The 24,207-nt window shown below is 72.8% G+C and carries 19 protein-coding genes and 1 tRNA gene; 5 read left to right on the top strand and 15 right to left on the bottom strand.

The window, feature by feature from the left end:
* Positions 1 to 112: 112 nt before the first annotated feature.
* The 7 genes from ADK54_RS18760 to ADK54_RS18730 all read right to left on the bottom strand — a co-directional run bounded on the left by ADK54_RS18760 (position 113) and on the right by ADK54_RS18730 (position 13,470).
* Positions 113 to 2,968, bottom strand: coding sequence for a condensation domain-containing protein (locus ADK54_RS18760; protein ID WP_053726792.1), 2,856 nt, complete (start codon positions 2,966 to 2,968; stop codon positions 113 to 115).
* Entirely contained in the window at positions 2,958 to 4,751 is a 1,794-nt protein-coding gene (locus tag ADK54_RS18755; protein ID WP_234392126.1) for a non-ribosomal peptide synthetase, read from the bottom strand. Before ADK54_RS18755 ends, ADK54_RS18760 begins: the two co-directional genes overlap by 11 nt.
* A gap of 46 nt (positions 4,752 to 4,797) precedes the next feature.
* On the bottom strand, positions 4,798 to 6,681 hold the full coding sequence (locus tag ADK54_RS18750) for a non-ribosomal peptide synthetase (RefSeq protein WP_234392125.1): 1,884 nt from the start codon (positions 6,679 to 6,681) through the stop codon (positions 4,798 to 4,800).
* On the bottom strand, positions 6,681 to 9,857 hold the full coding sequence (locus tag ADK54_RS18745) for a non-ribosomal peptide synthetase (protein WP_053726790.1): 3,177 nt from the start codon (positions 9,855 to 9,857) through the stop codon (positions 6,681 to 6,683). The genes ADK54_RS18750 and ADK54_RS18745 overlap by 1 nt, the downstream gene beginning before the upstream one ends.
* Positions 9,858 to 10,023: 166 nt before the next feature.
* Positions 10,024 to 11,316: a non-ribosomal peptide synthetase gene (locus tag ADK54_RS18740; RefSeq protein ID WP_053726789.1), complete on the bottom strand. Its 1,293-nt coding sequence runs from the start codon at positions 11,314 to 11,316 to the stop codon at positions 10,024 to 10,026.
* A gap of 94 nt (positions 11,317 to 11,410) precedes the next feature.
* A complete protein-coding gene (locus tag ADK54_RS18735) occupies positions 11,411 to 12,682 on the bottom strand; it encodes an MFS transporter (RefSeq protein ID WP_107090562.1) in 1,272 nt (423 codons plus the stop codon).
* A 353-nt stretch (positions 12,683 to 13,035) separates the two neighbouring features.
* Positions 13,036 to 13,470 carry a DUF6299 family protein gene (locus tag ADK54_RS18730; protein WP_053726788.1) on the bottom strand — a complete coding sequence of 145 codons (435 nt, stop codon included), beginning with the start codon at positions 13,468 to 13,470 and terminating at the stop codon, positions 13,036 to 13,038.
* A gap of 434 nt (positions 13,471 to 13,904) precedes the next feature.
* Here ADK54_RS18730 and ADK54_RS18725 point away from each other — a divergent pair, with 434 nt between their 5' ends.
* Both ADK54_RS18725 and ADK54_RS18720 read left to right on the top strand, forming a co-directional pair.
* Complete coding sequence (locus ADK54_RS18725) at positions 13,905 to 15,038, top strand: glutamate--cysteine ligase (RefSeq protein ID WP_053726787.1); 1,134 nt, start codon at positions 13,905 to 13,907, stop codon at positions 15,036 to 15,038.
* Between the two features lie 308 nt (positions 15,039 to 15,346).
* Positions 15,347 to 15,970: a hypothetical protein gene (locus tag ADK54_RS18720; RefSeq protein ID WP_063802006.1), complete on the top strand. Its 624-nt coding sequence runs from the start codon at positions 15,347 to 15,349 to the stop codon at positions 15,968 to 15,970.
* Between the two features lie 73 nt (positions 15,971 to 16,043).
* On the opposite strand, the gene ADK54_RS18715 is transcribed toward ADK54_RS18720, so the two are convergent.
* The 5 genes from ADK54_RS18715 to ADK54_RS18695 form a co-directional block, all read right to left on the bottom strand.
* Positions 16,044 to 16,754, bottom strand: coding sequence for a ribonuclease H family protein (locus tag ADK54_RS18715; RefSeq protein WP_053726786.1), 711 nt, complete (start codon positions 16,752 to 16,754; stop codon positions 16,044 to 16,046).
* 88 nt (positions 16,755 to 16,842) lie between these two features.
* Positions 16,843 to 17,367: a DUF3592 domain-containing protein gene (locus tag ADK54_RS18710; protein WP_053726785.1), complete on the bottom strand. Its 525-nt coding sequence runs from the start codon at positions 17,365 to 17,367 to the stop codon at positions 16,843 to 16,845.
* Positions 17,368 to 17,582: 215 nt separating this feature from the next.
* Entirely contained in the window at positions 17,583 to 18,026 is a 444-nt protein-coding gene (locus ADK54_RS18705) for a lamin tail domain-containing protein (RefSeq protein WP_053726784.1), read from the bottom strand.
* A gap of 317 nt (positions 18,027 to 18,343) precedes the next feature.
* Positions 18,344 to 18,417 (bottom strand) — tRNA-Met (locus tag ADK54_RS18700).
* A gap of 163 nt (positions 18,418 to 18,580) precedes the next feature.
* Positions 18,581 to 18,766, bottom strand: a complete 186-nt coding sequence (locus ADK54_RS18695; RefSeq protein ID WP_053726783.1) for a DUF1059 domain-containing protein — start codon at positions 18,764 to 18,766, stop codon at positions 18,581 to 18,583.
* Between the two features lie 187 nt (positions 18,767 to 18,953).
* Here ADK54_RS18695 and ADK54_RS18690 point away from each other — a divergent pair, with 187 nt between their 5' ends.
* The gene (locus ADK54_RS18690) at positions 18,954 to 20,111 is read left to right on the top strand and encodes a serine hydrolase domain-containing protein (RefSeq protein WP_053726782.1); all 1,158 of its coding nucleotides are present in this window, start codon (positions 18,954 to 18,956) and stop codon (positions 20,109 to 20,111) included.
* Between the two features lie 78 nt (positions 20,112 to 20,189).
* Positions 20,190 to 20,363 carry a hypothetical protein gene (locus tag ADK54_RS46080; protein ID WP_159047836.1) on the top strand — a complete coding sequence of 58 codons (174 nt, stop codon included), beginning with the start codon at positions 20,190 to 20,192 and terminating at the stop codon, positions 20,361 to 20,363.
* Positions 20,364 to 20,449: 86 nt separating this feature from the next.
* Here the strand turns inward: ADK54_RS46080 and ADK54_RS18685 are convergent, their stop codons facing one another.
* Complete coding sequence (locus ADK54_RS18685; protein WP_053726781.1) at positions 20,450 to 21,484, bottom strand: PHP domain-containing protein; 1,035 nt, start codon at positions 21,482 to 21,484, stop codon at positions 20,450 to 20,452.
* Between the two features lie 171 nt (positions 21,485 to 21,655).
* On the opposite strand from ADK54_RS18685, the gene ADK54_RS18680 reads away from it, so the two are divergent.
* Entirely contained in the window at positions 21,656 to 22,639 is a 984-nt protein-coding gene (locus tag ADK54_RS18680) for a trypsin-like serine peptidase (RefSeq protein WP_159047835.1), read from the top strand.
* A gap of 116 nt (positions 22,640 to 22,755) precedes the next feature.
* On the opposite strand, the gene ADK54_RS18675 is transcribed toward ADK54_RS18680, so the two are convergent.
* Both ADK54_RS18675 and ADK54_RS18670 read right to left on the bottom strand, forming a co-directional pair.
* A complete protein-coding gene (locus tag ADK54_RS18675) occupies positions 22,756 to 23,133 on the bottom strand; it encodes a hypothetical protein (protein WP_053726779.1) in 378 nt (125 codons plus the stop codon).
* A gap of 44 nt (positions 23,134 to 23,177) precedes the next feature.
* Positions 23,178 to 24,053: a C40 family peptidase gene (locus ADK54_RS18670; protein ID WP_053726778.1), complete on the bottom strand. Its 876-nt coding sequence runs from the start codon at positions 24,051 to 24,053 to the stop codon at positions 23,178 to 23,180.
* Positions 24,054 to 24,207: the final 154 nt, after the last annotated feature.

The following is a 24,207-nucleotide window of genomic DNA, read 5'->3' as shown; positions in this document are numbered from 1 at the left end:
CTGGTGAAGGGCCCACCCGGCTCGCGCGAGGCCGGTGCGGAGCCCGCAAGCACCCCAGTACGGACGTACTCAAGTGCCGCGGGCGCCACAACTGCCGTATGGACGGCGCTACTTACGACTCCATGCCTTTGATCATCGAAGTGAGCACCGCATGCAGTTCCTCACCCGCCGCCGGGCGCAGGGCCGTCGAGAGCCGGTCCGCGCGATAGTGCCAGCGGTGGTCGAGGTCGCGGTGCACCTCGTCCTCGAACGTGATGACGCTGTCGCTGCCGAGCAGCGTCATCAGCTCGGCGGTCAGGTCGGACCAGGCCACGTGCCCGCTCACCGCGTTGGCCACGCCATGGACGGGCGCGTCGAGGCAGGCGGTCACGGCGCGGGCCAGGGCGGCCGCGTGCACCCACGGCGCCCCGTACCAGTCGTGCCCGCCGGCGCCGGCAGCAGGCAGGCCGATGGGCCGGCCGGCCAGGGCCGCCTGGTACAGCAACCCCGTAGCACCCCAGCGCAGTTGGTCGCGGAGTCGGTCATGGGCTCCCCACACGATGGGCGAGCGCACGGCACTCGCGCCGCCGCGCCCCTCGGTGCCCGCCGCGCTCAACAGGAGCCGCTCGCAGTCGAGTTTGGCCTGTCCGTACGCGCTCAACGGAGCCTGCGACGCCGATTCCTCCGCGACCTGTCCGCTCGCGGGCCTCCCGTAGGCGTCCACGCTGCTGACGAAGACGAACGGGCCGCCGCGCCAGGCGTCGACCATGGCCCGCATCGCGGCCACGTCCACCTCGGGGCGGGTGAACGTGCACGCGGCGTGGATCACCGCGTCCGCGCTTTCGACGGCGGCGCGCAGGCTGTCGAGATCGCCGAGGTCGCCTTCGATCACCTCGACGCCGTCGCCCCCGACCAGGTGCGCGGACTCGGGGCGGGCGAGCGCGAGCACCGGCCGTCCCTGCGCGGCCAGTTCGCGCAGGACGAAGGCGCCGACGCCGCCCGTGCCGCCGGTGACCAGGACCGTACCCTCGCGGACCCGGCGCGGACGGGTGGTGGAGGCGGCTGCCGCGACGGCCGTCGCCCGCTCCGCGGCACGCGCGTCGAGGAGGTCCGCGATGGCCCGTGGCGTACGGGTCTGCATGACGTCGAGGCCGACGAGCGGCAGCGTGAGAGCGGACCGCAGGCGCTCGGCGAGCTGGACCGCGGCCAGCGAATGCCCGCCGAGCGCGAAGAAGTCCTCGTCCGGGCCGGGCCGTTGGCCGAGGAGGCTCGCGAACGCCTCCGTCACCGCTTCGAGGTGAGGGCTCTTCGGCGCTGCGGGACGAGGGCCCGAAGGAAGCCTCCCCGCGTCCACCGCGCCGTCGGCCGTACGCGGCATCGCGTCGAGCAACACCACTGCGGCCGGGACCAGTTCACGCCCGAGAACGGCGCGCAGGTGGGCGCGCAGCTGGGCGGGTGAGGGGCCGCCGGTGCGGCGCAGTACGGCGTAGGCGAGCAGGGGGCCGCCCGCCGGGTGCGGTACGTGTGCGTCGGCGATCTCGGGGTGGGCCTTCAACCGGACTTCGGCCGGGTGCCCCGCGGCGGCCTGCGGCTGGGCGAGCCGGCCGGGCAACCGGGAGAGCCGGAGTTGCGGGTCGGCCGCCACGGCGGTCAGCAGTTCGGCGAAGGACGCGGCCAGGTCCCGGCCCGCCTCCTCGTCGAGGGCCGCCCGGCCGTACTGGACCAGACTCGCGGGAGCGTCCGCGTCAAGCAGGCCGAACGTGAGGTCGAACTTGGCCTCGCCCACGCCGACTTCGACGGGATGCGCTTCAAGTCCCGGCAGTCGCAGGGCGGTCTGCTCGCCGACGACGTCCGAGGTGACCCGCACCAGGGCCGTGCCGTCGTCGCCCCGGGCCGTAGCGCCGAGCCGCTCCAGGATCAGGTCGAACGGCACGTCGCGGTGCTGCTGCGCTTCGAGCAGCGCGTCGCGTACGCGCTCGACGAGGGTGGCGAAGGCGGGGTCGCCGGACAGGTCGACGCGCACCGGAAGGGTGTTGACGCACAGGCCCACCAGGCCGCGCATCGCCTGGCCCTCGCGATGTGTGGCAGCGCAGCCGATGACGAGGTCCAGCTCGCCGGTGAGGCGGTGCAGCGCGGCGAACGCTGCGGCCAGGCCCACCGTGAACACCGTGGCCCGGCGCTCCCGACCCAGCTCGCGCAGGGCGGGCAGCACCTGCTCGCCGAGCTCGGTGGCGCGGGTGGCGGCGGGGTGTTCGGCCGCGTCGGCTGGCAGGGTGGCGGGCCGGGGCAGCCGGGGCGGGGTGGCTCCGGCGAGACGGCGGGTCCAGTGGGCAAGACCGTCGTCGAGGCGAGCCGCGTCGGTGTGCTCGCGGCGCGCGAAGTCCGCGTACTGCGGCGGCTCGGGCAGCGTGTGGGGGCGGCCGTCCGCCGCGGCTTCGTACAACGCCGCGATCTCATCGGCGACGGTCTCCAACGAGCCGCCGTCGATGGCTATGTGATGGAACGTCAGGAGAACGGTGTGGTCCTCGGGCCCGTGTCGCAGGACGAGGGCGCGCGGGATCGTGTCCGCTGCCAGGTCGAAGGCGCGGCGGGCCTCCTCGGTCAGGAGGTCGGCGCCGTCGCCCGCCGACTCGACCACCCTCACCTCGATCCTCTCGGGAGCGGGGAGCGGCTCCTGGTACGGCTCTTCGCCGTTGCGGCCGTAACGGGTGCGCAGGATGTCGTGGCGGCGTACCAGCTCGGTGAGCGCGGAGCCGAGGGCGTCCACGTCGAGCGGGCCGTGCAGCCGGGTCGCGAACGGAACGCTGTACTGGGCGCTGTTCTGGCCGAGCCGTTCCATCAGCCACATGCGGCGCTGGGCGTGGGTGAGCGGGGCGGGGCCGGTGTCGCGGGCGGCTGCGGGCGCCGGGGTCGCACTGCGGCCGGCGGCGCGGGCGCGGGCCTTGCGCAGCAGCTCTTCCTGCAGGGCGGCGGAGGTGTCAGTGGCCATCGGTGTCCTCGGGCGCGTCGGGGTGCAGATCGGTGTGGGCGGCGAGCAGGGCGCGCTCGACCAGGGCGGCGTGTCCGGCGACCGTGGGGGCGGTGAAGAAGTCGGCGAGGGACAGTTCGACGCCGAGGTCTTCGCGCAGTTCTTCGGCCACGACGAGGGCGAGCAGGGAGTGGCCGCCCAGGTCGAGGAAGTCGGCGTCGGGACGGGTGACTTCGCAGCCCAGCGAGCGGCTCCACACGTCGGCGACGGCCTGCTGGAGCGGGGTCAGCGGCTCGGCGGCGCCGATGGTCTCGGCGGCCGTGGCGAGGTCCGCGAGCGCCCGGCGGTCGACCTTGCCGGAAGTGGTGAGCGGCAGCCGGTCGACGACGGTCAGCTCGGCCGGGACCAGGTGCGCGGGAAGGAGGGCGGTGAGGCGGGCCAGGAGTGTGTCAGGGCGGGGCACCGGGCCCGGTGCCGCCACCACGAAGGCGGCCAGGCGCGCGTCGTCGGGGGTGGGGCGGCGTACGGTGACGGCCGCGTCGTCCACCTCCGGCTGCTCGCGCAGCGCGTGCTCGATCTCGCCCGGTTCGATGCGGAAGCCGCGCACCTTGACCTGGTCGTCGGTGCGGCCGTGGAAGTCGAGGGCGCCGTCGGGGCGGGCGGAGACGAGGTCGCCGGTGCGGTAGAGGCGGCCGAACGTGGGGTGCTCGACGAAGCGCTCGGCGGTCAGCTCGGGCTGCCGGGTGTATCCGTGGGCCAGGCGGCTGCCGCCGATCCACAGTTCGCCGCGGGCGCCCTCGGTGACGGGCAGGCCCGCTTCGTCGAGGATGTGGGCGGTGGCGCCGGCCATGGGGCGGCCGATCGGCACGGGCCCGTCGCAGTCGGTGTCGGTGACGCGGTGGGTGGTGGCGAAGGTGGTGGCTTCGGTGGGGCCGTAGCCGTTGACGAGCTCGATCCAGGGGAACGCGCGCAGGACGGCGCGGGCGGGCTGGGCGGCCATCGCCTCACCGCCCACGACGACGGTGCGCAGCTGCGAGAAGACGCGGGAGCGGCGCGCGGCGAGCTGGTGGAAGAGGGCCGTGGTGAAGAATCCGACGGTGACGCCGTGCCGCTCCACCTCCTTGGCCAGGTCTTCGAACGAGGGCCGCTCCGTGGTGCACACCACTACGGCCGCGCCGTTGGCGAGCGCGGACCACACCTCGAAGGTGGAGCCGTCGAACGTCGCCGGCGAGTGGAGGAGCACCCGGTCGCGCGCGGTGACGGTGACGTAGGTCGGGTCGGTGACGAGTTCGGCGATGGCGCCGTGGCGGACCGCTACGCCCTTGGGGCGGCCGGTGGAGCCGGAGGTGAACATGACGAACGCGGTGTCGTCGGGGCCGGGCCCGTCGCCGGGCAGCTCCGCGCCGGCCGGCTGCTCGTCGCCGGGCAGGGCCAGGGTGGCGCCCGGCGTTCCGGCGGCTTCGAGGAGCTTGCTGTCGCCGACGGTGAGCGTGGCGCCCGAGTCTTCGAGCATGGCGGCAGTACGGGGCCGGGGGTGCGCCGGGTCGAGGGGCACGCAGGCCGCGCCCGCCCACCACAGGGCGAGCTGAGCGACGACGGCCTTGGCCGAGCGCGGCATCAGGAGCGCCACGAAGTCGCCGGGGCGCACGCCCTGTTCGTGGAGGTGGGATGCCAACCTGCGTGCCGCGCTTGCCAGTTGGGCGTAGGTCAGGGTGGTGTCGCCGTCCGCCACCGCGAGGGCGTGCGGGGTGTGTTCGGCGTGCCGCGCCACCAGGGCGGGCAGGCCGGTCCGGGCCACGGTCACGGTCGTTTCCTTCCGGTCGTCGAGGTGGGGCTTGGGGTTCGGCACGTCAGGACCCCGCCCTGCGGCGCTTGTCGATGACGGCGGCGATCGCCCGAAGGTCGGGCTGGCGCAGCAACTCCGGAGCGCGCAACCGGACTTGGGTCTCCCTCTCCAGGACTTCGAGGAGGCGGGCGGCGAGCAGGGAGGTGCCTCCGGCGTCGGTGAAGTTCTCCTCCAGGGTGGTCTCGGGGCGGCCGAGCAGGTCGCGGACCGAGGCGAGGACGAGCCGCTCGTCGGCGGTCGCGTCGTCGGGCAGGGTGGCCTCGGTCGCGGCGACCGCGGGTGCCTCTTCGGCGTGCTTGAGGAGGGCGGGCCGGTCCACCTTGCCGTTGGAGTCCAGCGGGAAGGCGTCCACGACGCGCACCGTCGAGGGCACCGCCTGCTCGGGCAGCCAGGCCCGTACGCCGGCGAGCAGTTCGTCGGCGGCGGGGGTGGCGCCGGGAGTCGGCAGGACGTACGCCACGAGTCGGGCGCGGCCCTCGGCGTCGCGGGGTGCGGTGATCACCGCGCTGCGGACGGCGGGGTCGTGCTCGAAGGCGGCCTCGACCTCGGCCGGTTCGATGCGCACTCCGCTGATCTTCACCTGGTCGTCGAGGCGGCCGAGGAAGACGAGCCGGCCGTCGTCGAGCATGCGCACCCGGTCACCGGTGCGGTACATGCGGTCCACGCCCGGCAGCTCCGGCGGCGCGGCGGTGAAGCGGCGCGCGGTCAGCTCCGGATCAAGGTAGCCGAGGGCCAGGCAGGTTCCGCCGATGCGCAGTTCGCCGTCCTCGCCGCGGGCCAGGACTGTGCCGTCGGCGTCGGTGACGGCCACGGTCGCGCCCGCGATCGGGGTGCCGATCGGTGGCGCGGCGTCCACGTGCACGTCCGCGTCGTCGGCCCGCATGGCGTGGGCGGTGGTGACAACGGTGGCTTCGGCGGGGCCGTAGGCGTTGTGCACGGTGGCGGTCACGTCGGGGCCGGGGCGGCGGCGCATCCGGTCGCCGCCGACCATGAGGTGACGGAGCTTCAGGTCCTGCGGCCAGGGCCGGTCCAGGAGCGGCTCGATCATCGGGGTCGCCGACACGGCGACGGTGACCTCGGCGTCGCGCCACCAGTCGGTGAGCGCGGCCGGGTCCCAGCGGACGTCGTCGGGCGCGGGTATGAGGGCGGCGCCGGAGGTGAGGCCGCCCCACAGTTCCAGGAGGTGCGGGTCGAAGGCGACGCCGATCAGCAGGGACTGGCGGTCGCCGGGGGCGAGCCCGGTTACCGCGCGGTACCAGTCCAGGAGTGCGGCCAGTGCGGGTTCGGCGACCGCGACGGCCTTGGGGCGGCCGGTGGAGCCCGAGGTGAGCACGGCGTACAGGGCCTCGGGCGGGGCGGTCCGGGCATCCGGTGCGACCGGGCCGAAGGCCGCGACGACCGAGGAGGCGGCGTTGGCGCCTTCGCCGGACAGCGGCAACTCGACGTGCTCGACGGCTTCCTGACGCTTCACCAGGACTTCGGGATCGCCGATTAGGCAGACGACACCGATGTCCTCGGTGACCGCGGCGATGCGGCGCTCACCCGGGCGCGGACCGAGCGGCAGATAGACCGCGCCGATCCGGGCCAGCGCGACCGCGGTGATCACGAGGGCCGCCGAACGGTCCAGGCAGACCCCGACGAGGTCGCCGGGCCGGACTCGGTCGGCCAGCGTCTTCGCGACCGCCTCGGCCGCCTCGTCGAGCTGCGCATACGTCCACCGACACTCCCCGTCGATCACCGCGGGGGCCCCTGGGGAGCGCCGCACCCACTCCTCGTAGCGCGACAACACCCCTGCCTCGGCGGCCCTGGGAAGGGGCGCGCCGTGCAGCACGCTCAGGGCGGCGTTCGCGTGGTCTGCTTCCTGACGGTCCATCAGTTGCTCGGTCATCAGGACTCCTTCGGCATGGCGAGGGCGGGGGTGGCGGTTTCGACGAGGGCGCGGGCCTGGTCGGCGAGGACCGGGTGCTGGAAGAGGAGGCGCAGTGAGGGACGCTCGCCCAGGCGCGGCTCCAGCCAGGCCGCCAGCTGCGCGGCGAGCAGCGAGTGGCCGCCGATGTGGAAGAAGTGCGAGCTCTCCTCGAAGCGGTCGTGCCCGAGGATCTCGCGCCAGCCCTGCGCGAGCAGCGCGACGGCCGGGTCGTCCGACAGCGTGGGGTCCGTCCCGGGGGCCGCTTCCTCGACGGGCGCGGCCGGGGTCAGCTCGGTGGCCATGCGGGCCAGTGCCACCCGGTTCGGCTTGCCTCCGGCGAGCGTCGGCATGGTGTCGAGGAGCACCCAGCGGCCGGGCACGAGGGCACTGGGCAGGCGGGTGCCGAGCTCGGCGTGCAGGGCCTGCTCGTCCCACTCCTCGACCTCGTCGGCGCGTTCGCGGAAGGCGACCAGGCGGGGTCCGCCACTGGCTTCCTCGTCGAGGACGACGGCGCAGGACCGGCCGCCGAGCGCGGCGGAGGCGGCGGCCTCGACCTCTTCGAGTTCGATGCGGTAGCCGCGCAGTTTGATCTGGTTGTCGCGGCGGCCCAGGAAGCGGAGCAGGCCGTCCTGTCCGCGGTAGCCGAGGTCGCCGGTGAGGTAGACGCGTTCGCCGCCGAGTGCTTCGACGGTGACGAAGCGAGCCGCGGTGGCCTGCGGGTTGCCGACGTAGCCCTCGGCCAGCCCGGCACCCGCGATGGCCAGTTCACCGACCGCGCCGGTGGGCAGCGGTCGCAGGCCCTCGTCGAGAACGTGGATCCGCTCGCCGGGCAGTTCGCCGCCGAGCGGGATCTCTGCGCCCTCGACGAGGCTGTCCCGGGTGATCTCGTGCACGGTGGAACTGATCGCCGCCTCGGTCACGCCGTACACGTTGAGCACGCTGAGCTCGGTGTCGATGTCGTCGAGGAAGGCGCTCATCACGTCGGCGGGGATGCGTTCGCCGCCGAGTACGAGCAGGCGCGGCGCCCAGCGGCCTTCCTTGAGCACCGGCAGCAGGTCTTCGCGGGTGGCGAGGAAGTAGCTGGTGGGCAGGTTGGCCACGGTGACCCGGGCGGCGGCGAGGAGCTGCGCCAGTTCGGTGCCGGTCGGCACGTCCTGCTCGGGTACGACCAGGCAGGCGCCCGCGTACAGCGAGGGCAGCACCTCTTCGAGGGCGACGTCGAAGGACGGCTGGGCGAACAGGAGCACCCGGTCTCCGGCCGCGAGCCCGAACCGCTCGGCCGCGCCGGTCAGATGGTTGATCAGGGCGTCCCGCCCGACGGCGACGGGCTTCGGGATGCCGGTGGAGCCGGAGGTGTGGATGATGTACGCCGCGTTCGGCACGAGCTCCGCCGCGCGGGCGGACGGCAGTGTGGCGGCGCCGACTTCGGCGCTGGGGAGGCTCTCGGGGATGCGCACCGGGCTGTTCTCGGCGGTGAGGACGAGTGCCGGGCCGAGGCGTTCGAGCAGCAGCTCCAGGCGGGCGGCGGGGTCGGACGGCGACAGCGGGCAGTACACCGCGCCGGTCCGCAGACAGGCGAGCAGCGTCACCACCGAGTCGGCGCCGCGGGGCAGCACCGCGGCGACGGGCTGGCCGGCGGTCACTCCGGCGGCCAGCATCCGCTCGGCGAGGGCGGTGACCCGCGCATCGAGGTCCCCGTAGGTGAGGCGGCGGGCGCCGATGAGGAGGGCGGGCAGGGACGGGTCCTGGGTGGTGGCCGGGTCGAGCGGGTCGCGGGTCGGCGCCACGACCCCAACATGGGCTATTTCCACGTGAGTTGAGGGGAGGGCGAGGTCGGCGAGGGCGGTGGCGGGCGCGTCGAGGTAGGCACGCAGCAGGTCGAGGAAGCGCTCGGCGAGCAGCTTCGCCACGTCCTCGCCGAACAGGTCGGCGTCGTAGTCCCAGACGAGGGTCATGCCGGCCGCGCCGTGACGGAGGCTGACGCCGCGCCGGTCGTCGGGGAGCAGCACCACGTCGAGGTCGAAGCGGGTGGTGCCGGTGTTGAATCCCTCGAACAGGGTGATGTCGAGGCCGGGCACGTCGATTTCGGGCAGGGCCGCGTCGTGGGCGCTGAACATGACGCTGAACAGCGGGTTGTCGGCGCCCGAGGTGTGCAGGCCGAGGGCCCGGGTGAGTTCCTGGACCGGCACTTCCTGGTGCGGGAGCGCGCGGATGAGGGTGTCGGTCACCTCGTCCATGGCGTCTTCGGCCGGAGCGCCCGAGTCCAGGTTGAGTCGCAGCGGAATGGTGTTGACGAACATGCCGACGGCGTCCTCGAAGCCGCGCGGCCGGTTGCCCACAGCGGTTCCCACCACCATCTGGCTGCGACCGCTGTGGCGCCGCAACAGTTCGGCGAACAGACCGAGGAGGGTGGCGAACGGGGTCAGTCCGCGCTCGCGGGTGTGGGCGCGCAGCCGCTCGGCGAGGTCCGCGCCGAGCGACTGGCGCAGCTGACCGCCGTGGTGGCGGCGCCGCGCGCCGGGCCGGGTCAGACCGGGCAGCGGCATGTCGAACGAGGCGTCGCGCAGCGCCTCGGACCAGTACTCCAAGCTCGCGCTCAGCTCCTTGGCCCGAACGTCCCCGGCGCGGGCGCGCACATGGTCGGCGTACGAGCTGGGCGTCCCCAACTCTATTCGTTCGCCCAGCACTTGGGCCCGGTAGACGCTGAAGACGTCGCCGAGGAGGATCGCGAAGGAGTGCCCGTCGTGGATCAGGTGGTGTTCCACGTGGATGAGCCGGTGCCGGTCCTCGGCGAGCTTGACCAGGGTCCAGCGCAGCAGGGGCGCCTCGCAGGTGTCGAGGGGGGTCTCCGCCTCGATGCGCAGCAGCTTGTCGAAGGCGGCCTCGGGGTCGGCCTCCCAGGTGACGTCCACGGTGCGCAGCCGCGGCAGGCAGACGTCGGCCACCTGCTGGCCGGGCATCGCGCCCGCCACGGGGACGAGTTCGAGCCGCAGCCCCGGGTGGCGGGCGAGCGTGGCGGCGAGGCCGCTGCGCAGGGCCTCGACGTCGAGGGTGCCCCACAGGTCGAGGGAGGCGGTGAAGTTGTAGGCGCGGCTGCCCGGCTGCACTTCTTCGTGCAGCCAGACGATCTCCTGCGAGGAGGAGAGGGGGAGCATGGGCGATCCCTTGGGTTGTCGGGTCGGGTGGCGCGGGGCGCGTTCGTGCGCCCGCGCGGCGGCGCGCCGGCCGGTCCGCGGATCGCGCGGCACGGCCGGATGCTGGGGGTTCAGGGGGTACGCGGTCGTCCCGCGTTGTCCGCGTGGGAGACGGGTCGGGCCGGGCTCAGTGGGCCGGGGCCTCGGCGGGCAGTGCCGCGCACAGGGCCGCGAAGGCGTCTTCGGCCGCGGTGTCGTCGAGGACCGAGCGGTCCCACACCATGCGGAGGTGGAGTTCGGGGCCCTGGGTGGCGGCGACGGCGAAGGGGGCGCGGACCTGCCGGCCGCCGATGTGCACCTCGCGGCCGGCCGTCCCGCCGAGCCTCAGCGGGGTTCGATGGCGGGCGTCGTCCACCGTGAGCAGCCCGTCGAGCCGACCGGACCAGGCTGATCCGCCCGCCCGGGCCGCCCGCACGACTTCGTCGAACGGGGTGTCGGCGCGGTCCAGGTCGTCCCACCAGTCGGTGGCGGTCACCTCCGGCGCCGGGGCGCTGCCCGTGTCGGCGGGGAAGACCACGGTGTTCAGGAAGCAGCCGAGCACGGGCTCGGCTCCGGCCGGGCGGCCGCCCCACGGGTAGCCGACGGGAGCCACGGGCCCCGTCCCGAACAGGGCTCCGGCGGCCGCCCGGCAGGCGTCGAGCAGCGCCGGGAAGGGGACGCCTCCGGCGGGTGATGGGAGCCTCAACTCCACGGCTCCGGTGGGCAGTTCGGCGGATATGGGCCGGGAGCCCGGCAGCGGGGCCTGCTCGCGGACCGTACGCAGCCGCTCTCCCCAGTACGTGAGCGCGCGGGGCGAGGCGGCGCGGTCCTCGGCGTCGAGCTGGCGCAGGACGGCGTCCCGGTAGGCGGCGAGTTCGGCGGCCACCTCGGCGGGCGACAGGTCGTCCGGTCCCAGGCGGGCGCGGTAGGCGTCGCCGAGTTCCTCGACGATGCGGGCGAGCGACTGGCCGTCGCAGGCGGTGTGGTCCAGGACGACGGCGAGCAGTTCCTCCTCGGCGTGCGGGCCGCCGTCGGCGAGGAACAGCCGCAGGGGCGGGCCGTCGGCCGGCCAGCCGGCCAGCGTCCGGCGCAGCGCGTCCTCGGCACCCTCGCCGGGTGCGCGGTCGACGTGTTCCAGCGGTACGTCCGCCGGTTCGGGCCGCAGCGCGGGCGTGCCACGCACGACGCACGGCCGCGAGCGCAGTACGGGGTGGCGGGCCGCCAGGTGGTTCGCGGCGGCACGCAGCCGTGCCTCGTCGACGGTGCCGCGCGGGAAGGCGAAGAACATCGGGACGATGTCGGCGCGGCCCGCGGGATCCAGGGCGCGTACGAGCAGGAAGCGCCGCTGGGCCCCGGTGACGGGCAGCAGTCCGGCCGCCGGGTCACCTGCGCCGAGGCGCTGGTAGCGAGCCAGATACTGGCCCGTGATGCTGGGGAGCACGTGATCCTCTCTCGGGGTTGGGAACTCTCGGGGCGGGGGGTCGCGGGCTTGAACTGGCGTGCAGCCAAGGGGAGTTGCCCTGAAGGACGGTGGGTCAGGCGACGGGGACGGTCTCGTCGTGTCCCGGCGTCGCGTCCTGCCGGGCGCCGTCCTCGGTGCGCGCGGTCTCGGGCAGATCGCGCATCCGGCGCAGCGGCGAGAGCAGCAGCGGCAGCGGCACGGCGAGGAAGCCGATCGCGCAGATCCACAGGGCCGCGCGCGCGCCGGACGCGTCCGCGACGGCGCCGCCGACGAGTGCGCCGAGCGGCAGGGTGCCCCACATCATGAAGCGCAGGGTGGCGTTCATCCGCCCCAATAGGCGTGGTGGGCAAAGAGTCTGACGGAAACTCACCTGGGCGACGTTGTAGACCACGGCGCCGAAGAAGACCACGCCGGAGGCGATGGCGAAGAGCGCGGCGGCCAGGCCCTTGCCGGACAGCGGCCACAGCAGCGCGAACGGGCCGGTGGCCAGGGCCGACAGCCAGATGATGCGGGCCTGGCCGAAGCGAGCGGCGAGGCGGCCCGCGCAGAGCGCGCCGGCGAGTCCGCCGACGGCCGACGCCGAGAGCATCACGCCTATGGCGGCCGGAGGCAGGTCGAGGACCCGGACCAGGAAGATGGTCTGGGTGGCCATGAGCATCGCGGTGAAGAAGTTGCCCAGCGCGGTGGTACCCGCGATGACGCGCAGCAGCGGGTGGCCGAGCACGAAGCGCAGGCCTTCCGCGACCTCCTTGCGCAGGGAGGCGCCGGGGACCGGTTCCGGCTTGCTCTCGGGGCGGCGGATGGCGAGGAGGAAGAGGGCGGAGACGGCGTAGCCGATGGCGTCGGCCACGATCGCCAGATGTGCTCCGACGAGCTGTACGAGGCCGCCGCCGAGCCCGGGGCCGGCCACCTGCGCCGAGGAACGCACCGTCTCCAGGGCGCCGTTGCCGGCCACCAGGTGCTCCCTGGGCAGGAGTTGGGGCAGATAGCTCTGGTGGGCGACGTCGAAGAAGACGGTCGCGACGCCCACGACCAGGGCGACGACGTACAGCTGGGCCATGGTCAGCACGCCCGCCGCGGCGGCGAGCGGGACGCTGGCCATGGCCAGGCTGCGGACCGCGTCGGCGCGGATCATCAGCGTCAGCTTGCGCATCCGGTCGACCCAGGCCCCCGCGGGCAGTCCGATGAGCAGGAACGCGGCGGTCTCGGCGGCGGTGAGCAGTCCCACCTGGAAGGCGGGCGCCTTGAGTTCGAGCACGGCCACCAGCGGCAGTGCGACCAGGGTGACCTGGGCGCCGACCTGCCCGGCCGCCGCTCCGGCGAGCAGCAATCGGAAATCGCGCATACGGAGCAGGCCACTGGGAGCGGCCCGGGACGAAGGGGACATGCACGAGACCTTCACCGCAGGACGATCAGGAGTCAAAACAAACAGGACACTTTCGGTCGTTTCTTGCGCCATCCTGACAGACGATCAAGAAAATCAACGGCCAGATCAGGGCAACGGCCGGATGAATTACAGAAGTTGAGCCCCGTCGGCAGAGGACTTTCCCCGCCCTCGAACGAGGGTTTTAAAGGGACAGTGCACCCCCGCACCCCATGAATGCAGGTATGTCCGAAACTCACCGCTCGCACACTTGCGGAGGCAACCAGAAGCGATCCCAGACGTCGGGGGTGCCGGAACGGCGTGGGGAGCAGCCGTCAGTCCTTGGCGGGGCGCAGGTCCACGGCGTGCCAGTCGGCGGCGAGGATGGCGGGCAGCGGCAGGCCGCTGCGGGTGTTCAGTTGCACCAGGGTCGCCTCGACCTTGGCCGACCCGGGCGCCACCGGTGTCCCGCCCGAGACCCTGCCCTGGTTGACCCAGGTGTGTTCGGCGCCGTCGCACCTGGCGGACGTGCCGCCGATGCCGTGACCCTCGTCGCCGGTCCGCACCGTACTCGCCACGAAGACCGGACCGGACCCCGCGGGGACGGAACACCGGTAGGTGCCCGAGAGGGTGACGGTGCCGTCCGTGGAGACCGTCCCGGTCTCATCGGCGGACAGGGTGTTCGAGGCGGCGGCGGCCGGGACACAAGCCGCACCGAGAAGGACTCCGGCGGCGACAACGGCCCCGGCGGCAGCAAGTCTTACGCGCATCGGCAGATCTCCTACGTCCGTACGTACGTTCGCGTGGTGTGCGACGTTCATGTGTGGTGGTGGGCCGTGTGCTGGGGGTCCATGTGGTCGGGGCCCATGTGGTGGCGGTTGATGAAGTGGCACTTCGTCCGGTGGCGCGAGGGCGACGGAGCCAGCGCCCGTGCCTCGCGCCCCAAGGAATACCGCCCGGGCGCCCGCCCGCCGGGGATTCCCCCCGGTCGGTGGCGTGTCAGGCCGGGCAGCGCGACCGTGACCCGAGTGACGGCAGAGCTGCCGCGGCAGCCGCTGGGGCCGGCGGTGCCCGGCCCTCCCGGGTGTGACCGAAAGAGGGCCCCCTCACCGGGAGCCGCGGGCGGCACCGGCCGTGCATGCTGGTGCCCCCGGCCGTTTTCCGTGCCGCCCGACGGGCGCCCGGACAGGATGGGAGCGTCATTTTGCGCACCGTAGGCGTGGAAGAGGAACTGCTCCTGGTCGATCCGGGCAGCGGGCAGCCGTGTGCCCTGTCCTCGGAGGTGCTGGCCCGGCTGGCCAAGAGCGCCGCCGGCGAAGACGGCCCGGCCAAGGGCACGTTCGCGCGTGAACTGCAGGGTCAGCAGCTGGAGTTCGGGACCCGGCCGCAGACGGACATGGAAGAACTCGGCGCGGAGATCGTGCACTGGCGCCACGAGGCGGCCCGGCACGCGGCCGAAGCCGGAGCGGCGGTCGTCGCCCTCGCGACCTCTCCCCTGCCCGTCCGGCCCGCCGTGAACGTGGGCCGCCGCTACCAGTGGATGGAGGAGCAGTTCGGTCTGACGACCCAGGAACAGCTCACCTGCGGATGCCACGTGCATGTGTCGGTCGCATCGGACGACGAGGGCGTCGCCGTCGTGGACCGGATCCAGCCGTGGCTGCCCGTCCTGACCGCGCTGAGCGGGAACTCGCCGTACTGGCAGGGCAACGACACCCTGTACAGCAGTTACCGCAGCAGGGTGTGGGGGCGGTGGCCCATGTCCGGTCCGACGGGTGTCTTCGGCTCGGCCGAGCGCTACCACTCCCAGGTCGACGACATGGTGACGAGCGGGGTGGTGCACGACCGGGGGATGATCTATTTCGACGCCCGGCTCTCCCACCGCTACCCCACGGTGGAGGTCCGCGTGGCGGATGTGTGCCTGGAGGCCACCACCGCGCTGCTCGTGGCGTGTCTGGTCCGCGCGCTGGTCGAGACCGCCGCCCGGGACTGGCGCAGGGGGCGGCCGCCGCTGGGGCACGGGGTGCAGCTGCTGCGGCTCGCCGCGTGGCGGGCCGCGCGCTCGGGGCTCGACGGCGACCTGCTGCACCCGCTGACCATGCGGCCGACCCCCGCACGCGTCGTCATACGGGCGCTCTTCGACCACGTACGGGAGGCGCTCGAAGACAGCGGGGACTTCGCCTGGGCCCACAAGGCAACCGCGGAACTGCTCGCCCGCGGCAACGGCGCCCGCCTTCAGCGCGAGCTGCTCGCCCGCACCGGAAGCCTCAGTCGTGTGGTCGCGGCATGTGTGCGGCGCACCCTGGGCGAGCGGGAACTCCGGTACACGACACCGGAATGACGCTCCGCCAGCTGAACCTGGGCGCCGAGGTGTGACAGCGCCCCACACCTTGCGCCTCGCAGATGGGTGCCGGGCTCACACAACACCATCCGACCCCCGAAGCACATCGGGACCGGGAAGCGAGCGGGGGTGGAAACGCCCTCATCTCAGGGCTCGACATTACTCGGCGTGCCCCCGCAGAGCGGTTGCCCGCAGGATTCATTCACCCTGAGCGGTCTCATCTACTGTCAAGTGGGTGCCCCTACACAGAGGAGGCGCGTAACATCCGGCACCAATCACGTACGCACACGCCCCCGGAGGAACGACTCGTGCCGGACAGCACCACGCTCCAGTCCCAGTACGCTGCCCAGATCCAGAGCGATCTCGACAGCAACGTCGCCGAACGCGAACACATCGCCGGCCAGATCAGTGCGCTCCAGGAGCAGTTGAGCGTCCTGGAGAACAACCACGCCCTGCTCGCCTCCATGCAGCAGGCCATCGGCACCCCTGCCGTGCCCGCACCGGGCAAGGCGTCCAAGAAGGCCGCCGGGGCTTCCGTCCCGCGCATCCCTCAGGCGCGTTCGGCTTCCAAGTCCGCAGGTCGCGCCGCCAAGAAGCAGGCGCAGCCCGCCGCCAAGGCCAAGGCGTCCGGGGGTGCTCCCACCCTGCGGGAGCTCGTCGCGACGCACCTCGCGCAGAGCGGTGAGCCGCGCTCCGCGGCCGAGATCACGGCGGGTCTCACCGACGCGCACCCCGGCCGCAGCATCGCTGGCACCGTGGTGCGCAACACCCTCGAAAACCTCGTGGCCAAGGGGCAGGCTCAGCGCACCCGACAGAACCGGTCCGTGTTCTACACGGCTCCCGAGAGCGGCGACACCCACACGTCCGCAGAGCGGGCGGACAGCGACGTCAAGAAGGGGGAGGACGCCGTCACCCCCGTGGCCACCGACTGACCGGCGCGCGGTGCCGCCTCGGCCGGCACACGCGACGCCACCGACCGGACAGGTGACGTGGCAGCCCCGTGCCTCACACCACAGGGCTGCAGTCCGGGTGGCCCCAGCCCTGCTCGCGCTTCATGATGGGAGTGCCCGCGGCGTAGGGCCGGCCGCAGGGGCAGCGTCCGGGGAACTTCGCCTTGATGGTCCGCGGCTTGCCCGAACCGGCGCCCGAGGCAGGCGACTTGGCCGCGGAGGACGTCTTGCGCGCGGTGGGCCTGGCCCGCGTCGTGCTGGCGCGAGCCGGGGCGGGTACCGGCATCTCCTGGTCGCCGAGCGCCGTGCCGGCGGCGCGCTGGGTGGTGGCCGCGTCGCTCGCGGCCTGGTCGGCGATGGCGTTCAGCGGGTCGCCGCCCACCTGGTGCGCGGGCACATAGACGAAGTCCACCTCCCGTTCGGCCAGCAACTCGTCGATGCGCTCGACGAGTTCACGGTTGGCGACCGGCTTGCCCGCCGCGGTCTTCCACCCGTTGCGCTTCCAGCCCGGCAGCCACTGTGTGACCGCCTTCATGGCGTACTGGGAGTCCATGCGCACCTGCATGGGGGTGCCGGGGTCGACTGCTTCGAGGAGCCGCTCCAGGGCGGTGAGCTCGCCGACGTTGTTGGTGGCGGTGCCGAGTGGCCCCGCGCCCCAGCGTTCCGGCCGCCCCTCCGCGTCGGCGATCACCCAGGCCCATCCGGCAGGGCCGGGATTGCCCTTCGAGGCCCCGTCACAAGCGGCAACAACAACACGATCAGACATCGCGCCATCATCCCACCGCCCTCCCCCACACCAGAAATCGCCCACATCGGAGTCCCTCGCCCGGACCGATCGGGGCAGACTCGGGCTCTCAGGGCCCGGCGGTGAGATACGGGTCCGGCAGGGGGACCGGACCACCGTCGTCGGCCGAGGCACCCAGGAACACGGCCGCGCCGAAGCCGATCGCGGCGAAGAACAGGCCCACGCAGGTGAAGACCACCATGGCTCCGCCGAAGAGGCACGACACCGCCCCGATACCGGTCGGCGCCTCGTCCACGACCGCGCGCTCGGGGCGGTTCGCCAGATAGCGCACCGCCACCGGGTCGCCCGTCACATACGGCTGTTGTGATGTCACCCGTACCCGCACATCACGCCCGTCGCCCGCACGGAACCCGACGATCAGACGGCGCTGGTGGTGCACGGGCCCATCGGAACGGTGGGTGCGCACCACATAGGCCTCCAGACAGCGGGCCTGCGCCATCACCCCCTCACGCAGGGTGCGCTTGTGCTCCGACACCTTGCGGACCACCCAGACCAGTGCCCCGATGCCCACCACGGCGAACAGCAGACCCACACATCCGAACACCACCCCGAAGGCCCCACCTACAGCGAACATTCCCCACCCCACCCTCATGAAGGCCCCGAGCACCCCGAGAGCCCCACCCGCGGCCAAACGTCGCCCGAGAAGATGGGCGGCGGGGTGCGTCGGTTCCGTTTTCCGAGGCCAGAGGCATGAACGTACGGGCAGAGCGACGGCCGGCACTCCCCTCCCCGAGGTGTGCCGGCCGCGTCAACTACCGTTGTGCGTCCACCAGTTGGTGCACGGCGGGATCAGTGGCGGCCCCAGGACTTGGTGACGATGACGTGGTTGTGGTTGTCGCGCAGGGTGGCGGTGTCCCCCGTGTTGTTCCACACGTAGGCGCGACGGTTCTGGTACACGTCGGTACGGGTGTTGCGGCCGATCCCGGTGTGAACACGTACGGAGGCGTGGCCGCCCAGGGTGAAGCCGCCGAAGGTGTACACGTGGTGGCTGCGGTCGCTGAGCGTCCACCCCTTCAGGTTGACGGTGGAGCGACCGGTGTTGGTGACGGTGACCCACTCGGCGTCGAGGCTGCGCTGCGAGCCGTCGTCTTTGCCGGGGCTGTCGTACTGGATGGCACCGAAGGTGATCGGCGAGCGCGGAGCGGAGGCGGTGGCGGGCAGAGCCGTGGCGCCGGCGAGTGCGGCGCCGGCCGCGAGGACGGCGAAGACACGGGATATGGAACGTGCGGACATGGAAACCCCCAGTTCAGGACGGTGGGCAGCGGGCTGCGCGACCGTCCGACGGTGCGAATGTCCGGCGCTTCTCGCTGCCAGACACCCACACTCTGGACCTCATCCGCACCGGCCGACGCGGGTGGTTCAACGCGTAACAGAACCCGGACATCGACACACCCTCAGCCCGCCGAGCGCACACGCCCCCGCGCACACCCACCCCAGCGAGCCCGACGCACAGGGTCCCCACAGATTGCCGGGTCGAGGAGGCATACCCGCGGGCTGCCACCTCACGCATTCGGCCCCCGGCACATTGAGTGCCGGGGGCCGAATTCTCGTAGCGGGGACAGGATTTGAACCTGCGACCTCTGGGTTATGAGCCCAGCGAGCTACCGAGCTGCTCCACCCCGCGTCGGTGAACACCACCCTACGCCACCTGCGGCGGAGCTCTGACCACTCGGATCCGCCCGCGTCCACTCGGGCCCAGTCGGGTCCGCTCGGGGCGCGGGGCCAGACGCCTACCTGGAACGGCCCGCAGGGATGGTCGATCCTGGTCCGGGTTGCTGGGGCGGGCGCTAGACGGTGGCCTCGTCCTTCAGCATCTTCCTTACCTCTTCGCGGAGTTCGGGTGAGTCGGTGTGGCCGTGCACCGATGCGGCGTGCTCGGCGGCCGCCCGGACGACTTCCTCTTCCGTACCGGAGATCGTCAGGCTGCAATTCGAATCGCTCGGGTACTCCCGACAGTCAGCGACCTTACGCATGAGATGCCTCCTCGGGGCGAAATATCCCGGTTCCAGGATCTCACCGTTTCCCCGCGTCGGCGGGGCTACTTCACGTGACTGGTGGTCGCGCCGGGTGCACCCCACGGCGCACGGCGCACGGCGACGAGCGATGATTTTCTGGCCCAGAGGGAGTCTCCCTTCCGACGGACTTCCAGAAGGTGGGCCCATGAGCGCGTTGCAGAAGATCCTCGACACCTACGTCGACAACGGGACGGTGCCGGGCGCCGTGGCCCTGGTGGCCCGTGGTGACCGCGTGGAGCGCGCGGTCACCGGCTCCCAGGACACGAGCGGCACCTCCCCGATGACCAGGGACTCGATCTTCCGTATCGCCTCGATCGGCAAACCTGTGACCGCCGCGGCGGTCATGATGCTGGTCGACGACGGGCGGATCGCGCTGGGCGATCCGATCGCCCGATGGCTGCCGGAGCTGGCCTCGCCCATGGTCGTCCGTACGCCGCTCTCCCCCGTCGACGACGTCGTCCCCGCCGAACGGCCGATCACGGTGGCCGATCTGCTGGACTTCCGTGCCGGGTACGGCTTCCCGTCCGACTTCTCCCTGCCGGCCGTCGCGCCACTGTTCAGCGAGCTCCACCAGGCTCCCCCGCGCCCGCAGTCAGTGCCCGCGCCGGACGAATGGCTCGCGCGGCTCTCCCGTATTCCGATGCTGCACCAGCCGGGCGAGGCCTGGCTGTACAACCTCTGCTCCGACCTCCAGGGCGTCCTGATCGCCCGGGTTTCCGGGCGTACGCTGCCCGAGTTCCTGGCCGAGCGCCTCTTCGAACCGCTCGGCATGACCGACACCGGGTTCTCGGTGCCGGCTCGCGATCTGGGCCGGTTCACCAGCTGTTACCGGCCCCTTCCGTCGGGCGGTCTGGAGCTCGTCGATGCCCCCGACGGGCAGTGGAGCACCCCGCCCGCGTTCCCGTCCGGCGCGGGCGGGCTCGTGTCGACCGTCGACGACCTGCACGCCTTCGCCGGGCTGCTGCTCGGCGGCGGGACCGTCGAGGGGCGACGGCTGCTTTCGCCCGAGGCGGTGCGGGAGATGACCACCGACCATCTGACCCCCGCGCAGCGCGCAGCCGGAACGTTGTTCCTGCAGGGCCAGGGCTGGGGATTCGGCGGCTCGGTCGACATCGAGCGCGTCGAGCCGTGGAACGTGCCGGGGCGCTACGGCTGGGTCGGCGGCACCGGTACCGCGGCCTATGTCGTTCCGGCCACCGGCGAGGTCACCATCCTGCTGAGCCAGGTGGAGATGACCGGGCCGACCCCGGCCGCCCTGATGCATGACTTCTGGCGGTACGCCACCGACCATCACGCTGTGTGATTTCTTGGCGTGCGGTGGGTGACGGGGCGTGCCACGGTGAAGGGGTTACACCCCACCCACATGCAGGAGTGAATCTCCATGGTCAAGGCCGAAGACTTCCAGGACAAGGCGCGGCAGGCCGCCGAACAGGCCAGGGCGAAGGCCTCCGAGGCCAGACAGCAGATCTCCGGGCGCGCCGACAAGCAGCATGCCGATGACGAGCAGGAGCGGACCGAGCAGGCGATGCGCGACGCCGGGGTCGACCGCGGCTGAACCCACTCGATGCGAGAGCCGGGGCTCCACCCAGCACTGGGTGAACGCCCCGGCTCTCGCATGCGGGCCCTCTCGTCCAGGCCCGCTCATCCCGCCGGGGCCTCGCGGCTCCGGGTCCAGGTCAGCAGATCCTCCATCGCCCAGGTCGTGATGACCCGCTCCGGCGGGACGCCGCACTCCTCGGCCCGCGCGCAGCCGTAGATCTGCCAGTCGAGCTGGCCCGGGGCGTGGGAGTCGGTGTCGATGGCGAACAGGACGCCCGCCTCGACGGCCCGGGTCAAGAGGCGGCGCGGCGGGTCCAGCCGTTCCGGGCGGCTGTTGATCTCCACGGCGGTGCCGCCCTCCGCGCAGGCGGCGAAGACCGCGTCCGCGTCGAACTCGGACTCGGGCCGCCCGCGCCCGGTGACCAGGCGTCCGGTGCAGTGCCCCAGCACATCGGCCAGGGGGTTGCCGACGGCCGCGACCATGCGCCGGGTCATGGCGGCGGCGTCCATCCGGAGCTTGGAGTGGACGGAGACGACCACGACGTCGAGCTGGTCGAGCAGTTCGTCCTCCTGGTCGAGGGAGCCGTCGTCGAGGATGTCGCACTCGATGCCGGTGAGGAGCCTGAACGGCGCCCAGCGCTCGTTGAGTTCGGCCACCACCTCCAGCTGGCTGCGCAGCCGCTCGGCGGTCAGCCCGTTCGCGACGGTCAGCCGCGGCGAGTGGTCGGTGAGCACGGCCCATTCGTGGCCGAGCTCGGCGGCCGTACGCCCCATGTCGTCGATGGTGCTGCCCCCGTCCGACCAGTCGGAGTGCATGTGGCAGTCGCCGCGCAGCGCGGCCCGCAGGTCGTCGCCGCCCATCGCGAGCGGCGCCGCGGCCTCCAGTTCCGACTCAAGGCGCTGGAGGTAGCCCGGCACCTGGTCGGCGAGTGCCTCGCGCACCACCTGTGCGGTCTTCGGGCCGATCCCCTTGACCGATTCCAGGCGCCCGGCCACGGCCGCGCGTTCCGCGACCTCGTCCGGCGGCATGTCCTTGATCGCCGCGGCGGCGGTACGGAAGGCCTGTACGCGGTACGTGGCGCCCTGGCCGCGTTCGAGGAGGAAGGCGATCCGCCTCAGGGCCGACACGGGATCCATGGACACCTCCTGCGGGCGGGGCCCCGCGTGCACCCTCCCAGCTTCCCTCAGCCGGCGCCCGCTCGCAGGGTCTCGGCGGTGCCGAGGCCGCCCGAACGTTTTGAGCCCGGATGGCGGTCGTGTCGACGCGGCTCCTTCCGGTGTCCGGGCCCTAGCCTCGCCAGGGTGCTTATGAGACGAAATACGCACGGTGGCGGCCGGCTCGGGGCGATGCTCGGAGTCGCCCGGTGGGCGGTTCTGATCACGGTGCTCACCTGCACGTTGACGATCTGCCCGGCCCGGGACGACGAGGCCGCCACCGCGGTCGCCTCGCCGGCCCGGGCAGCCGGGCCCTCGGCCGGACCGCCCGGGGCGGCTGCCGCGCACCACAGCGGCTCCCTCGACGGTTCCGGGGTCGACGGCGCGGGCCACCGCGGCTCGCGCCCACAACAGTCGGCGGCGTGTGCGGCCGAGCACCTCCGCCCGGTCCCGCACGACCTGCGGTCGGCCTGCTCGTACCCGGTGGTGGGGGTCTTCCTGCGGCCCGGTGGTGAGCAGTCCTGCACGGCCGCCGTGGTGGACAGCAGGCACGGCGATCTGCTGGTGACGGCGGCGCACTGCCTTCCGCTGGACGGGGCCTCGTTCGCGCCCGGCTATCACGACGGGATCACCCCCCAGGGCCAGTGGCCGGTCCTGGCCGCGTTGCCTGACCCGCGGTTCACCGGGGCTCGCGACGGCGCCGAGAACTGGCCGTACGACTGGGCCTTCGTGCGGGTGGCCCGGGTCGGCGGCAGAAGCGTGCAGGAGGCGGTCGGCTCCGCGTTCCGTGTGCCCCCGCACCCGGAACGGCTCTCCGATGTCCTCGCCCGGGTCACCCTCATCGGCTATCCGCACGACAGGCCGGGCCAGCACACCTGCACGGTGGACTCCCGGCCCGCCTACGGCGACTTCCGCGAAGCCCGGTGTGCGGGCTTCTCGACCGGGGTGTCCGGCAGCCCGTGGGTGATCTCGGCGCCGGACGGCGGGAGCACCGTGGTCGGGGTGCTCGGCGGCGCCGAGCGGGGCGGCGGCCTCGCGGACGACGTCTCGTACACCGCGCGCTTCGACGCGGGGCTCAGTTCACTGTTCGCGACGGCGCAGGGAATCGGGCCGCAGGATTCCCTGCTCTTCCCGTGACGAGCCACCCGATCAGCCCCTGACGCACCATCAATTACAGCGACAGGAATGCGAGTTGGCCGGGCCGCCCGTCGGGGGATCGACGAGCGGCCCGGTGCTCTAGAGGGGTGCCGGGGTCAGCACTCGCGCAGGCCGGGGGCGGGGTCCTGGCCGGTCCTCAGGCTGACGGCCGGGACGTTGCCCCAGGCGCCGTTGTCGAGCTGCGTCCAGTACCAGATGTCGTTTCCGCCCTGGTGCGGGTCGCCGTGGCCCCAGCACACGAACCAGTTGAAGTCGGTGGTCAGCGTGCCGCGGGTGGCCGAGCGGTAGGAGCGGTCGGCGTAGCCCTTCGCGCCGACCGCGTTGCCGCAGTACAGCCGTCCGTCCGAGCGGACCCCGCACTCGGCCGCGGGCCCGGCGGGTGCGGCGACGGCGGCCGGCAGCCCGGTCGCGGTGAGGCCGGCGGTCAGCGCGGTGGCCGAGAGGAACAGGGCGATCTTCTTGCGTGCGTTCACGGTGAACTCCTTGCGGGTGTGGGTGCGTAGGTGGGCCGGGCTGTTCAGGCGCAGGTGGGGACGCCGTCGAGCCAGGCGGATCCCTGGATGTAGATGTTGGTGATCCATGCCTTGTAGTCGGGCAGGTAGGACCAGGCGTCGTTGCGGTAGCCCTCGGCCTCGACGAGCTGGGCGTGCTTCTGGCAGCCGACCTTCACGCGGGTCGGGCCGGTGAACTTGTTGACCCGGGCGCTCGTGGTGGACGGTTCGGCGTGCGTCCACACGTCGGTGCCCCAGGTGGAGAAGGTGCCGTTCTGGCCCGGGTCCGCGCCGATGCGTACGGCGCCGTTGTAGTCGCCGCCGAGCCGCACGTCGCTGACCATCACATGGGTGCCGGACTGCCGGGCCTCGACCATCTTGCCCGCGCCGAGGTAGACGGCGATGTGGTGGATGGAGTTGTCGCCGCCCCAGGCCATCAGGTCGCCGGGCAGCAGCGGCCCGGTGCCCTGGGCCGCGCCGAAGCGTGCGGTGACGTGCGAGGAGTGGTACTGGCTGTTGGAGTTGCCGGCCAGGATGTCCTGCCCGGTCGCCCGGGCGTAGGCGTAGCGGACCAGGCCCGAGCAGTCGAAGCCGAGCCGCTCCGGGTCGTGGTTGCTGGCCGGGTCGGTGGGGTCGATCTGCCCGTAGGTGGCGCCGGGCTGCGGTCCGTGGCCACCGCCCCACGTGTACCAGATGCCGAGCTGGGAGCAGGCCGCCCGGACCGCCGCTTCGGCGGTGGCCGAGGCTCCGGGGGCGAGCACGTCACAGCCTCCGGCGGCCGCTGAGGCCACCCTCAACTGGGGTGCTGCAGAGGAGAGTTGGGCGGCGGGCACAATGGCGCAGGCCGCCACGATGCCCGCCGCGGCGAGGGTGCGCCGCGCTCTGACCAGCGTATGGTGCATGTCTGTTTCCCCGTTTCGTCGTACGTTCCGTGCGTGCGCCGGGCCGGTGCCTGGCACGCGGCAGATGCTCCTGTGCGGAGCCGGATCATCTGCCGCGGTGGTTCGAGACTGTGCCGTGCGGAGGGTCGCTGTCGAGGTGGCGGCCGTCTCCCGT

Origin of the sequence: Streptomyces sp. WM6378, assembly GCF_001279695.1 — a bacterium.
GTDB lineage: Bacteria > Actinomycetota > Actinomycetes > Streptomycetales > Streptomycetaceae > Streptomyces.
The sequence above is the reverse complement of the archived record's forward strand: the minus strand, read 5'-3'. Positions and strand labels throughout refer to the sequence as shown.

Excerpts from the sequence above, each read along its gene's own strand:
- ADK54_RS18735 (WP_107090562.1), bottom strand. The coding sequence starts at position 12,682 with ATGCGCGATTTCCGATTGCTGCTCGCCGGAGCGGCGGCCGGGCAGGTC.
- ADK54_RS18750 (WP_234392125.1), bottom strand. The coding sequence starts at position 6,681 with ATGACCGAGCAACTGATGGACCGTCAGGAAGCAGACCACGCGAACGCC.
- ADK54_RS18690 (WP_053726782.1), top strand. The coding sequence starts at position 18,954 with ATGAGCGCGTTGCAGAAGATCCTCGACACCTACGTCGACAACGGGACG.
- ADK54_RS46080 (WP_159047836.1), top strand. The coding sequence starts at position 20,190 with ATGGTCAAGGCCGAAGACTTCCAGGACAAGGCGCGGCAGGCCGCCGAA.
- ADK54_RS18760 (WP_053726792.1), bottom strand. The coding sequence starts at position 2,968 with ATGGCCACTGACACCTCCGCCGCCCTGCAGGAAGAGCTGCTGCGCAAG.
- ADK54_RS18680 (WP_159047835.1), top strand. The coding sequence starts at position 21,656 with ATGAGACGAAATACGCACGGTGGCGGCCGGCTCGGGGCGATGCTCGGA.
- ADK54_RS18730 (WP_053726788.1), bottom strand. The coding sequence starts at position 13,470 with ATGCGCGTAAGACTTGCTGCCGCCGGGGCCGTTGTCGCCGCCGGAGTC.
- ADK54_RS18685 (WP_053726781.1), bottom strand. The coding sequence starts at position 21,484 with ATGGATCCCGTGTCGGCCCTGAGGCGGATCGCCTTCCTCCTCGAACGC.
- ADK54_RS18705 (WP_053726784.1), bottom strand. The coding sequence starts at position 18,026 with ATGTCCGCACGTTCCATATCCCGTGTCTTCGCCGTCCTCGCGGCCGGC.
- ADK54_RS18695 (WP_053726783.1), bottom strand. The coding sequence starts at position 18,766 with ATGCGTAAGGTCGCTGACTGTCGGGAGTACCCGAGCGATTCGAATTGC.
- ADK54_RS18670 (WP_053726778.1), bottom strand. The coding sequence starts at position 24,053 with ATGCACCATACGCTGGTCAGAGCGCGGCGCACCCTCGCCGCGGCGGGC.
- ADK54_RS18745 (WP_053726790.1), bottom strand. The coding sequence starts at position 9,857 with ATGCTCCCCCTCTCCTCCTCGCAGGAGATCGTCTGGCTGCACGAAGAA.
- ADK54_RS18715 (WP_053726786.1), bottom strand. The coding sequence starts at position 16,754 with ATGTCTGATCGTGTTGTTGTTGCCGCTTGTGACGGGGCCTCGAAGGGC.
- ADK54_RS18710 (WP_053726785.1), bottom strand. The coding sequence starts at position 17,367 with ATGTTCGCTGTAGGTGGGGCCTTCGGGGTGGTGTTCGGATGTGTGGGT.